Annotated in this window: 7 protein-coding genes; 4 read left to right on the forward strand and 3 right to left on the reverse strand. The window is 47.5% G+C overall.

The window, feature by feature from the left end; genetic code table 11:
* Positions 1-20: 20 nt before the first annotated feature.
* Genes ACTNCK_RS02450 through ACTNCK_RS02460 form a run of 3 tightly spaced genes read right to left on the reverse strand, consistent with a single transcriptional unit; the run spans position 21 to position 4847 of the window.
* A complete protein-coding gene (locus ACTNCK_RS02450) occupies positions 21-1466 on the reverse strand; it encodes a helix-turn-helix domain-containing protein (RefSeq protein WP_441080780.1) in 1446 nt (481 codons plus the stop codon).
* Positions 1463-3211 (reverse strand): alpha amylase N-terminal ig-like domain-containing protein, encoded by a 1749-nt coding sequence (locus ACTNCK_RS02455; protein WP_441080781.1) that lies wholly within the window; start codon positions 3209-3211, stop codon positions 1463-1465. The genes ACTNCK_RS02450 and ACTNCK_RS02455 overlap by 4 nt, the downstream gene beginning before the upstream one ends.
* A 1-nt stretch (position 3212) precedes the next feature.
* Positions 3213-4847, reverse strand: a complete 1635-nt coding sequence (locus tag ACTNCK_RS02460; RefSeq protein WP_441080783.1) for a tetratricopeptide repeat-containing diguanylate cyclase — start codon at positions 4845-4847, stop codon at positions 3213-3215.
* 395 nt (positions 4848-5242) lie between these two features.
* Between ACTNCK_RS02460 and ACTNCK_RS02465 the strand changes: the two genes are divergently transcribed.
* From ACTNCK_RS02465 to rpsJ, 4 genes are all read left to right on the forward strand, one after another.
* A complete protein-coding gene (locus tag ACTNCK_RS02465; protein ID WP_441080784.1) occupies positions 5243-8863 on the forward strand; it encodes an alpha-amylase family glycosyl hydrolase in 3621 nt (1206 codons plus the stop codon).
* A 336-nt stretch (positions 8864-9199) separates the two neighbouring features.
* Entirely contained in the window at positions 9200-10981 is a 1782-nt protein-coding gene (thrS, locus tag ACTNCK_RS02470) for a threonine--tRNA ligase (RefSeq protein WP_441080785.1), read from the forward strand.
* Between the two features lie 3 nt (positions 10982-10984).
* Entirely contained in the window at positions 10985-11881 is an 897-nt protein-coding gene (locus tag ACTNCK_RS02475; RefSeq protein WP_441080786.1) for a class I SAM-dependent methyltransferase, read from the forward strand.
* A 294-nt stretch (positions 11882-12175) separates the two neighbouring features.
* On the forward strand, positions 12176-12493 hold the full coding sequence (rpsJ, locus tag ACTNCK_RS02480; protein WP_441080787.1) for a 30S ribosomal protein S10: 318 nt from the start codon (positions 12176-12178) through the stop codon (positions 12491-12493).
* Positions 12494-12530 lie beyond the last annotated feature (37 nt).

Raw genomic sequence — 12530 nt, forward strand, 5'->3', positions numbered from 1 at the left:
CAGGTGGATAAACGGGAATATCATAACCCGTTTATCCATTTTTTTAATTGAGCCTCGGACATATCAGAGCTTAAGTGATATATTACGCCCCTGTCATTAATAAAGGCATCTCTTGATCCGTCGGATTTCCCATCTGCCAGATAACATCTGTCATGATAGGAGGTGACAAAGGAAGAGACTTTAAGCTCTGCCGGATCGAAAGAATCAACCTCGTTTATCATCTGCTTAGGGGAGACGACCGCGACCGGATAGATCACATCACAGCGGATCCTGTGACCGTAGCAGGATATATCCGAAAGATATATCCTGATGCTTCTCAGCTGACCAGTTCCGCATTTGATGGCCAGATTGTCACGATCCTCAAACCCGCTTCCATCAAGCAGTCTGAGATCAGCTCCGGTGCTATTCCTGAGTGCTGAAAATGAAGTGCTTCTTTTATAGTAAGAGTAACTTAAGTCCCTGCTTATACCGTTGAAGGTCGTGTGCCCTCCCGCAGAAAAGGCAGCATCAGCATTGACCTTTATAGGAATATTCTTATAAGTCTTGAAGTAGAACATTACGGCATCATTGGCTTCACTTTTTTGGGCTGTAAAATATGCATCATCATATAATTTGCCGTCTGGGTACATCTGGATAGAGCATAGCAGAAAAAAGTATGAGATAATGGCTACAGAGAAAAGTGCAGCAAAAGAGACCTTTTTCTTGAGAAGTCCATGTGAGTGCAGGGCATTTCCACTGCCAAGGAAGTATGCCATGGCAATAAGGATCAGATCCAGAAGAACTGCTATTATTATAGGATCCAATGCCTGAGCAACATATGTCATCAGCCTGGTACTGTCATGAAAAAACCTGATGGCCTGGTCGAGGGAAATGATACTTATTATTATTCCGGCTCCAGCGTTTATTTTAACAGCGGTCTTCATGGCCCTGATTTCATCAGTGATATTACTATTATCAGATTTGTCACTAAGGAATCTCCTGATTCCGCTGAACAGATCAGGCATGCATCCACTGCATATCTGTATAAGGATACTCAGGATAAAAAATGCGGCTATATATTTTGCCTGAGACTGTAAAATGATCAGGCCGCTTTCATGCAGCAGCATTATTATGATAAGAAGAACTGATAGAAATCCTGACAGAACGATAAGAGGGCGATAAAGGTGACTCCCTCCGCCCTCGTTTTCCTGAGCCAGACTTATGATCTGCTGATCAGCTGCCTTTCTGTATTCGCTGTCAGATATTCTTCTGCCGGAAAGCAGCTCGGCAACAGATACACCGAGTGCCCGACTTAATGGCTCATACATACCGGCGTCAGGATAGCTATCTCCCTTTTCCCATCTGCTGATCGTGCTGTTGGTGACGCCCAGCCTGCTTCCAAGATCCTTCTGTGTCAGCCCCTGTTCTTTCCTTAAGCTCTGTATAAAAGCACCTATAGCGTTCTGATCCATTTGTCTTTCTGTCATAATGTACCCTTTAACAGCACGCATCCGTATTCTGGGATTGTGCCGTCAAAAGTGCCGTCAGAAAGCAGCTCCTTGTAGCCCGTGTATTCTCTGGCACTGGCCTGATCGCCTGAGGTATGGAAGATGAGGATCTCGCCGGATGTGAGATGGTATTCTAGTATGCTTCTGTCATCATCCGCGCTTACCTGACTGTAGCTTCCGCTGGTAAGAGCTGGAATAGTATGCCTGAAGTAGGTAAGACGCTGGTACCACCGGTACATATCAAGGTCCTGTCTGGACTGTTCCCAGATCATGCCCCTTCTGTTGTCGGGATCGGCTCCGCCTGTCATGGCGACTTCATCGCCATAGTAGATGAATGGAGTGCCCGGAAGCAGCATCTGAAAGGCAGCGGCAAGCGAGAGCTTCCTTTTGTCGCCGCCTGCACGGAAGAGGAAGCGGCTGGTGTCGTGGCTGTCGATCAGGTTCCATAGGACAGGAAGCACACTGCTGTGATACTGGCCGTTCAGGAAGCTCTGCTGGGAAAGAAAGCCGGATGGGGAGAGAGAGGCAGAGCAGACCATCTCGCCTATGTTTTTGAAGAAGGCATAGTTCATCACTGAGTCCCACTCATCACCCTGAAGGAAATCTGGTGAGAAATGCCATACCTCACCGACAAGAAGGGCGTCTGACTTGATGGACTTTACCGCACGGCGGAATTTTTTCCAGAAGGAGTGACCTATCTCATCTGCGACGTCAAGCCTCCAGCCGTCAATGTCGAAATCCTTGATATAATGGCAGGCTACATCGATCACATATGAGGCAGCATCGGGATTTTCAAGATTAAGCTTTGGCATGCCGCCCACATAGGCAAAGCTCTGGAAGGAAGGCTTCTCGCTGTCTGTCCCGTAGGATATATCATCGCTGTCGAGGAAGTACCAGTCATAGTATCTGGATTTCCTGCCATGCTCTCTGATGTCCTTGAAGGCGAAGAAGTCAGGAGAGGTATGGTTGAATACGCCGTCAAGCATGACCCTCATCCCGCATTCGTGAGCCTTGTCTACAAGCTGATGCAGATCGTCCTCGTCACCGAGCGAGGGGTCTACTGAATAGTAGTCGATCGTATCGTACTTATGAGATGTATTCGACCTGAAGATAGGAGTCATGTAGATCACGTCGACACCAAGCTCCTTCAGGTATGGCAGATGCTCAGTAATCCCGCGGAGGTTGCCACGAAGGTCATCCTTATAGCCTATGGGAGTTTTGTACCAGAGCTTATCGTCGACCTTTTCCGTCGTGGCAAAGCGGGTCGGAAATATCTGGTATACAACTGCGTTTCTGGCCCACTGCGGGATATGAAAGGTCTGCTCGCGGCGGGAGATAAGAGGGCAGTCATACATGGCCTCCACATCAGACGGCTCATTGGAGAAGAAGCGTGAGTCACCGTAGTAGACCCTTGCACCGGCCTCATCCACCAGCTCAAAATAGTATCTGAGGCAGAGCATATCAGGATTCTTGCGGAACTGGCCGGCCATAGCTATATCTATATCTGCAAAGAAGTAGTCGTGGCCGAAGTCGCTGGCATAGCAGGTCATTTTGTGGCAGTCTCTGGTGTCCTGCCTGCTTATATCTATATATTTGTCACGGGTATGGAGGTAGATCGCGCTCATATCACCGCGCGCAGCGGATATCCTTATGCGAAGCCTTCCGTTTTCAAGGAAAAAGGCGTCACGCTGGTCGGCATAGTGTGAGATTCCTGAATATATCATTTTACTTCCCTTTCTGGATTTCGTTTACTGGAGCGTTACAAGGGACACTGTGCAAGAGACGGATCTCTCCCTTACTGGTCTGCTTCATCTGGTAGAGAGCATAGTCAGCGCCATAGGTGAAGTCCCAGATACGGTTCCCCGGGGTCGGGACTGAGTTCATTATACCCTGAGAGACCGACAGATAGTCAGAGCCCCTGGAATGCTCGTTCCTTATCTTCATCTGTAAGATCGAATCACGTATATGTGCAGCCTTCTCCAGGATCTCCTGATCAGACATACCATAGTAGATCACCATGAATTCATCGCCGCCGTATCTGGCTGCGAAGATATGCTTTCCGGAGATACTGCTTAAGATGCCGGCAAGCAGCTGAAGACAATGATCACCCTGCTGATGACCATAGGTATCATTTAACTCCTTAAAGAAATCTATGTCAAGCATTTCCACACCAAGTGATGCTCCGTTTTTTTGGGCCTTCGCAAGAAAGTATTCGGCCTTCTGGCTCAGAAGGGCTCTGTTCGCAAGCTGTGTCAGTGGGTCTATGGAGGCCTCGTGCATAAGGATCTGGTTCTGCCTTTCCATCCTTTCCTTTTCGCGACGGAGACGGTTCATATCATTGTGAATGCTTATATTGGTACGGTAGATCTGGATATTTTCACGGTTTCTCCTGCAGCTGATTTCGAAGTAGTCAGACTCAAGCCTGTGTATCTCTGCAGGATCGTTTATCTGCCTGTGGTACCTGATGTCACGTTCAAGGAACTGCAGCTGCATGAAGGAAATGCCTGACGACATGATGGACTGCCTTGATATATCAAGAAGAGTACCTACAAGATCCGGCCGGTCAGCATTTAAGAGGGTATCTGCTATACAGCAGACATTCTCACAGAAGTCTATGTAGGAGCCGTCAAAGCGTGAAAGAGCATCTGCAAATGCAGAAAAAGCCATATCCCGCTTCTTTTCCTGGTGGGTTGAGTCATAGTAGTAGATAAGGACCTCGCTCAGATCGGTGTAGATCTCATCAGGAAATGCATCACGAAGGGAGGTTTCGAGATCAGTTAGCCTTGCCATGGCATCTCTGGCATGAGAAAACTGCTTTGACCGTATGCAGAAGGTGGCCTCCTGGGCAAGTGCTATAAGAAGCGGAAAGCGATTAGACGCTTGTAGCAGATATTTCTGTCCCCGCCTGCAGTAGTGGATAGCTTTTTTGAAGTCACCGATCTCGTAATAGATATGGCCTATATTTGCAAGAGCAGCACCGAAGGCTGAATTATCATGATCTGTAGACCTGAGGGCCTCTTCATAATATTCGAGGGAGATAGGATATTCACCACGGTTCATAGCGTCTATACCGAGCAGGTTGTAGCAGATGGAGGCAGTGGAATGGTCCTCATTCGCCTCAAGGACTCTGATGCCTGATCTCGCGTGATAGATGAAGCGTTTCAGATCACCCTTGACGTAGTACAGTCTTGCATAATAGGCATGGCAGAAACCGCATATAAGGGTATTGCCATTCCTTACTGCTATGTCCATAAGCTTTTTTAGGTTTTTTCTGGTGCCGGCTCTGTCGGAATCGTAGTTCTTTTCGATAAGCCTTACCATGTCCTGAATTTCAGGCGTCTGTAAGTCAAAATCCTTCATATAGGGCCCTCGGTTACATATTTACAACTACCTGCAAGTATAGCATAATTTTACTACTAAAAAAAGCTTCGGTTTAGTTTTGCTTTGGTAAACATTTTGTAAAGAAATATTATTTAATATTAAAATACTTTAATTGGCCGTCATCCGAAAATCATCCGGGAATTTTCGCAAAAAATAAACATGAATCTAAGAAAATTGTCATTGATTATAATGGCCTGTGCAAGTATGATTTAAGAAAGATTTAACATGGGCGTCTTTAAATCGACACAAATCATATGGAGACGTCCGGTCTGCGCTGGTACTGCAGAAGGAGGGCGTAAAAATCAGTCCTGCGGGGCTGCTGCAGCGGGGTTTTGGCTGTAGCAGAGGTATTATTTTATGAAAGGGACATATAAATGAAGAATCAGAAAAGAAGGATGCTGTCAGCCATCATAGCGGCAGCCTGTGCGTTCACGTTCGTTTCACCTCAGACCGGATTTTACGCTGTAAGGACATATGCAGCGACTCCTGCATCCAGGACACATGCTACAGATGCAGAGGCCAGGGAGAATAATCTTGCAACTAACACAGTTGATGGAACCATTCTCCATGCCTGGTGCTGGTCATTCAAGACTATAAAGGCCAACATGAAGGACATAGCAGCAGCTGGTTTCTCAACAGTACAGACCTCACCTGCCAACGCCTGTGTCAATGCTTATCCTACTATGAAGCTTATGGGTAATGACCAGACGAACGGAACGGATGGATGCTGGTGGTGGCAGTACCAGCCTACAGACTGGACTATCGGCAACTATCAGCTGGGAAGCGAGCAGGACTTCAAGGATATGTGCGCCGAGGCTGACAAGTACGGGATCAAGGTCATAGTAGATGTAATCCCTAACCACACGACACCAAGGCTTAATGATGTATCACAGAATCTGATCAATGCAGCAGGCGGTGGAAAAGGCGTAGCTGGCGGACTCTATCATAAGAACGGCTTTAATAAGATCACCCAGTGGGGCAACCGCTATGAGTGCACGACCGGAGAGATGGGCGGACTTCCTGATGTAAATACAGAGAACCCTGGCTTCCAGGATTATTTCGTGAAGTACTTAAAGGAGCTCGTTAAGGACGGCTGCGACGGAATGCGTTATGATACAGCCAAGCATATAGGTGTTCCATCCGATCCTAAGGACGAGTACACGAGCCAGAAGGGCTGGACCAATAACTTCTGGCCTCTTGTCACAGGAAAGGAAGCCAACAAGCACGGAACCAGGTTCGATGCTTCAGATCTCTTCATCTATGGAGAGGTGCTGCAGGGAGATAATGTCCCTCAGGACGAGTACCAGAAGTACCTGTCGATGACTGCCTCGAACTATGGCGGCACTATCAGAAGTGCAGTTTCAAGCAATAATTTCTCTGACTGGAACCTTAAGAACATGCAGGTAAGCGACACATCAAAGGCCGTTACCTGGGTTGAGTCTCACGATACCTACTGCAACAATCACGAGTCTGCAAGACTTACAGACAAGCAGATCGAGCTCGGCTGGGCCATCCTTGCCGCACAGAAGAACGGAACTCCTCTCTTCTTCTCAAGACCTGACGGATCCAATGGATCATCCGGCAACTACTGGGGAAATAACGTCCTTGGCGCCAAGGGAAATGATGAGTTTAAGAGCACTATAGTAAAGTGCGCGAACTTTTTCAGAAACGCAATGGTTGGTCAGGGACAGAACATTTCGAATCCTACAGGCAACAATAATCTCGTGATGATCGAGAGAGGATCAAAGGGAGTCGCTTTAGTAAACGGCGGCGGAAATACCTCTGTCGATGTTTCGACAAAGCTTTCTGACGGATCTTATATTGATACAGTAAGCAGGAATACATTTACTGTACAGAATGGGAAGCTCAAGGGATCCATAGGAGGATCGACAGCTGCATTCCTTTACAAGACAAGCAGCACAGGCGGTTCTGGAAATACAGGAGACCAAGGAAAGACTGATTCCGGAAAGACGGACAGTGGAAATACTGGCAGCCATACGACTGATACTTCCTCTGTGATCGACGGATCATACAATATCTACTTCGTAAATAACGATAACTGGTCAGGAGATATAAAGGCATATCTCTATGACAGCAACGATACGAATAATAAGAATAGCGACTGGCCTGGAGTAGCCATGACAAAGGTCGGAACGGTAAACTGCAAGGATGTATATGCAACCAATGTACCTTCAAATCTCTCCGGAAAGTCGGTAAAGGTAATTTTCACAAACGGAAGTCAGCAGTTCCCTGCCCATCAGGGAGATCGGGACGGACTTGACTACAGCAGTGGCTCATATGCACTCAGCTCAATAGATGCTTCATCATGGAAGGCTGTTGAAAAGAAGACCGAGGAAACGGGAAAGAAAGACGATAATACAGGAAAGACCGACGAAAACAGCGGTAAGACCGGAGACGATACCGATGGCGATATCTTTGATATCAACTACGAGGACATAGAGGGAGACGACTCTGATACCGCAGAAGTAGGCGATGAGCTTACGACTGAGAATGCGGTTTATACAGTAACAGCTGTAGGAGATAAGAATACAGTAGAGTATTCAGAGTGCTTCGTCGAGAATCCAAAGAAGATAGTCGTTCCTGATACAGTAACGATCGATGGAGCTAAGTATGATGTTACCTCTATCGGAAACAAGGCCTTCGCAAGACAGAAGACAATGACAGCAGTAGCTATCGGAAAGAATGTTACTTCTATAGGTAATAAGGCATTCTACGGCTGCAGCAAGCTAAAGCAGGTGGTTGTAAACTCAACAGCCCTTAAGACCGTAAAGACAAGCTCCTTCAGGAAGGTCAATAAGTCTGTGATGGTCCTCGTGCCTAAGGCAAATGCAAAGGCATACAGGAAGCTCTTCAAGAAGGCCGGCATCAAGTCAAAGAACATCAAGGCTATAAGCGCTGACCAGAAGAAGAACAATAATACATCGAAGGACACAAGCACCAGCAAGAACGATACTGTAAAGAACGATACCAGTAACAAGTCAGAAAACAATACCGGAAGCACTACAGGCAATACATCTGGCAATAACCAGACCAGTGGTCAGAAAACTGAGGCTGTAAAGACAAAGCTTTACTCCACAAACTCCAATGGCTTCGGATCAAAGAAGACTATCACAAGCCCGTCTGACTTTACAGACTCTGATATAATTGCTCAGGGAGCTGCAAATGACGATCCAAGGACCTTCAGAGGAGCTCACGAGGGACCTGTCTATGATGATTATGCTCTGTATGCGGCCTATGATGATACCAATCTCTATGTTGGATGGCAGTATGTAAATGTCGCTGACGTTTCCGCTCCTGAGCAGGGCTATCCGAACAGCGATAATGGATATCCGGATAACGGGGATCTCCCTCAGATGCTTGCCTTCTATGTGCCAGGTCAGAAGGTTTCTTCTGGAAATCTCTCCGGCAATGGCGGAAAGGTATGGGGGCTGAATGTAGACTTCACCACACCGATCACGGCACTTGCATGCTTCTCATCGAAGAATACCAACGGAACTCCGGCTCTGTTTACGACAGGAAGCGACGGCGATTTCAACTATGATGCCAACTGCGTCGGCTTCAAGAAGGCCGGGATCAGCTATAAATCATACAGAGGAGTAAGCCTTTCATCCCATATCTATGGAATCAATGGAAATGGATACACAGGCCTTACACCTGACCAGTTCCTTGACGGAACAGGAACTGTTGTTGACTTCAACAGCTTAGGCCATGACAAGTCAAAGGATACCTTCTATCTGATGACCATTCCGCTTAAGGCTCTTGGGACCTCTGCTTCACAGATCTCCTCAAAGGGACTTGGACTGATGCATATCTCTACATTCGGAGCAAGTGGTATAGGAAGCCTTCCTACCGATCCGACAATGTATGACAGTGCAACTCTTGCCTACAGCTCTGATGAATCGACCTCAGCAGAGAAGGAAGATGTGGACAATGTCACAGTTCCTCTTGCTTATGTTGGAAAAAAGGCATCATGAAAAGCCTGTGAAACTTTTATAAAAAGACTTTACAAGGTGCAAAAATTGTAATATTATATGTGGCGAATAAAGCGTTGAAGAGAAGAGTAGCAGTCAGGCTTCTTCCCAGAGAGGAATACATGTGGATGAAAGTATTCTGTTGAGGCAGTCTGTGAAGACCATCTCTGAGTGACCCTTAATCGGGTACGGTGACTCCGTTACAGTCTGATGAGTGGCTGTCTTTACCGGCAGCAAGCAGGGTGGAACCGCGTATATTTTATCGAATTTACGTCCCGTGCATTACAGTTGTTTTTGTAATGTCCGGGACTTTTTTATGTCCCGGAAAGAAAGGAACCTATGGATAAGGAAAAGTATCTGGAAGTTTATCGTCATTCTCTCGCTCACATCATGGCAAAGGCTGTTATTGAGCTTTATGGAAAGGATGTGCAGTATGCAATAGGACCTCAGATAGCAGATGGATTCTACTATGATTTCGCCCTGCCTGAGGGAGTCTCTATCCAGGAGGCTGATTTCAAGAAGATCGAGGACAAGATGAGGGAGATCATCAAGCGCCGTGAGGACTGGAGCGTAAAGGAGGTCTCAAAGCAGGAGGCCTTAGATCTCTTCAGGGACCAGAAGTATAAGACTGAGCTTATAAAGGACCTGCCTGAGGATGAAAAGATCACTGTCTACTATACGGGCGATGACTATGTGGATCTCTGCCGTGGACCTCATGTGGACAATTCACAGGAGCTTATGAGCGCTGCATTTGAGATAAGAAGTGTATCAGGCGCTTACTGGAGAGGCGATGAGCACAATGACAGCCTGACCCGTGTCTATGCCTATGCCTTCCCGGACAAGCAGCAGCTCAAGGAGCACAAGGCCTTAATCCGCGAGGCAAAGGAGAGAGATCATAAGAAGCTGGGACCTCAGCTTGACCTGTTCATGTTCGATGAGACAGCACCGGGTATGCCATACTGGCTTCCGAGAGGATGGAAGGTGTTTAACGCTCTTCTGGATTTCTGGAGAGGAATCCATGACGCTCACGGCTATCAGGAGATATCAGGACCTGTAGTATCTAAAAAGGAGCTCTGGGTTACATCAGGACACTGGGCACACTATCAGGACGGCATGTTCGTGATACCGGGAGAGGATGATAATGACACCTACGCCTTAAAGCCTATGAACTGCCCGAATGCGATCAAGGTATATATGAACAAGGCCCGTTCATACAGGGAGCTTCCTCTCCGTATCAACCAGGTCGATGTCATCCACAGAAAGGAGAAATCCGGCGAGCTGAACGGTCTCTTCCGCGTTCAGATGTTCAGACAGGATGATGCCCACACCCTCGTGACCGAGGATCAGATTGCTTCGGAGATCAAGGATATCATGGATATCGCGACAGAGATCTACGGGACCTTCGGACTTACCTACAAGGCGGAGCTTTCTACCAGACCAGATGACTATATGGGCGACATCGAGGTATGGGACAAGGCAGAGGCGGACCTCAAGGATATCCTCGAAAAGACCTACGGAGCAGGCAACTATGAGATAAACGAGGGCGATGGTGCCTTCTACGGCCCGAAGATCGACCTCAAGATGAAGGATGCTCTCGGCAGAGAGTGGCAGATGGGTACGATTCAGCTCGACTTCCAGCTCCCGCTGAACTTCGATATGAAGTATACCGCTGCAGACTCCACGATAAAGAGACCTGTCATGATCCACAGAGCCATCTTCGGTTCGATGGAGCGTTTCATCGGAATCCTGATCGAGAACTTCAAGGGAGCCTTCCCGTTCTGGCTTTCACCATATCAGGTAGGTATAGTGCCTATCCGTGAGGAGCATAATGACTATGCCAGGGAGGTCGAGTCTCTTCTTAGAAAGAACCGGATCCGCGTAGAGGCTGATTATTCTGAGGCCAACATGAAGAACAAGATCAAGAACTTCAAGAATTACAAGGATCCTTATATCCTTGTCTTAGGGGATAAGGAAAAGGAGAACCGCACGGTTTCCATAAACCTTCGCGGGAGCAACAAGCAGCTTAACGATGTGCCTCTTGATGTTTTCCTTGATATGTGCGATCAGATGGTCGAGGAGCATTCTCTTGAGCTTTTGGATCAGATACCGGATGTGGAGTAAGAGATGTATCTTGCAGACAGATGGAATGACTATCAGGTATTAGATACCTCATCAGGAGAAAAACTCGAGCGCTGGGGGAAATATATCCTCGAGCGCCCGGATCCGCAGGTCATCTGGAATACACCCAGGGGCCGCGAATGGAAAAAGGTCAATGCAATTTATCACAGGAGCAGCAAGGGCGGCGGAAGCTGGGAGTTCATTGATCTTCCAAAGGAATGGACTATCAATTATCCGCTCCCGGCCGGAAAGCTGACCTTTCATTTGAAGCCGTTTTCCTTCAAGCATACCGGACTTTTTCCGGAGCAGGCAGCCAACTGGGAATGGTTTTCTTCTATTATAAGAGAGGCAAAAAAGAAGGACCCGGGCAGACAGATAAAGGTGCTAAATCTTTTTGCATACACGGGCGGCGCTACTGTGGCTGCTGCGATGTCGGGCGCTGCAGTGACCCATGTCGATGCATCAAAGGGCATGGTGACCTGGGCACATGAGAATGCGGCCTCATCCGGACTTTCCGATGCCCCGATCAGATGGCTTGTCGACGACTGCATGAAGTTTGTCGAAAGGGAGATCCGCCGAGGCAATCATTATGATGGGATAATAATGGACCCTCCTTCATATGGACGCGGACCGAAGGGAGAGATCTGGAAGATAGAGGAAAAGATATATCCTCTGATCTGCGACTGCAGGAAGATCCTTTCAGAAGATCCGCTTTTCTTCCTTGTAAACTCCTACACGACCGGGCTTCAGCCGGCTGTGCTCCACTATATGCTTGGCAGTGCTTTAGAAAATCTCGGAGCCTGTGTGGAAGCTGACGAGGTGGGCCTCCCAGTGAAGCAGACTGGACTTGTCCTGCCGTGCGGAGCGAGCGGCAGGGTATGGTTTAGGGGAATTGTACCCTAAAAAGAACAAAAACCACCTTGCATTATCCCCGAAATCCGTGTAAAATATCAACTGCTGTGACATGATAGCTATGAAGCGTGAGGTTGCTGCCCAAGCTGACGTAAGCAGCCTATGGCAGGTTTTTCCGTGGAGCGAATGTCAAGTTAGGAAACTGGCGACAAGTCACTGTACAGTTTAACAGACCGCATATTATGCGGACGGGTAGTTCTGATAGGTAGGACACGCCCGGCAATGTGTACAGTCACCACTTGTCCGACTTTATTTGAAAGTCCGATATAGGAGGCGGCTTTTTTTATGGCAACACAGGTAATGAGAATCACCCTGAAGGCTTATGACCACGAGCTTGTGGATTCATCAGCCAAGAAGATCATTGAGACTGTAAAGAAGAGCGGAGCAGAGGTTTCCGGACCGGTACCTCTTCCGACCAAGAAGGAGGTAGTTACCATCCTTCGTGCAGTTCACAAGTATAAGGATTCCAGAGAGCAGTTCGAGCAGAGAACTCACAAGAGACTGATCGATATCCTGACACCGACACAGAAGATCGTTGATTCACTTTCACGTCTTGAGATGCCGGCAGGTGTATATATCGATATCAAGATGAAGAATAAGTAAGATCAGCCTGATTTTTCACTTGATAGCAACTATTTAT

Origin of the sequence: Candidatus Weimeria sp. HCP3S3_B5 (genome assembly GCF_052064335.1) — a bacterium.
Classification (GTDB): Bacteria; Bacillota; Clostridia; order Lachnospirales; family Lachnospiraceae; genus Weimeria.

Bases quoted from the DNA above. Each gene is read 5' to 3' on its own strand.
- thrS (WP_441080785.1), top strand. From the start codon at position 9,200: ATGGATAAGGAAAAGTATCTGGAAGTTTATCGTCATTCTCTCGCTCAC.
- ACTNCK_RS02465 (WP_441080784.1), top strand. From the start codon at position 5,243: ATGAAGAATCAGAAAAGAAGGATGCTGTCAGCCATCATAGCGGCAGCC.
- ACTNCK_RS02460 (WP_441080783.1), bottom strand. From the start codon at position 4,847: ATGAAGGATTTTGACTTACAGACGCCTGAAATTCAGGACATGGTAAGG.
- ACTNCK_RS02450 (WP_441080780.1), bottom strand. From the start codon at position 1,466: ATGACAGAAAGACAAATGGATCAGAACGCTATAGGTGCTTTTATACAG.
- ACTNCK_RS02455 (WP_441080781.1), bottom strand. From the start codon at position 3,211: ATGATATATTCAGGAATCTCACACTATGCCGACCAGCGTGACGCCTTT.
- rpsJ (WP_441080787.1), top strand. From the start codon at position 12,176: ATGGCAACACAGGTAATGAGAATCACCCTGAAGGCTTATGACCACGAG.
- ACTNCK_RS02475 (WP_441080786.1), top strand. From the start codon at position 10,985: ATGTATCTTGCAGACAGATGGAATGACTATCAGGTATTAGATACCTCA.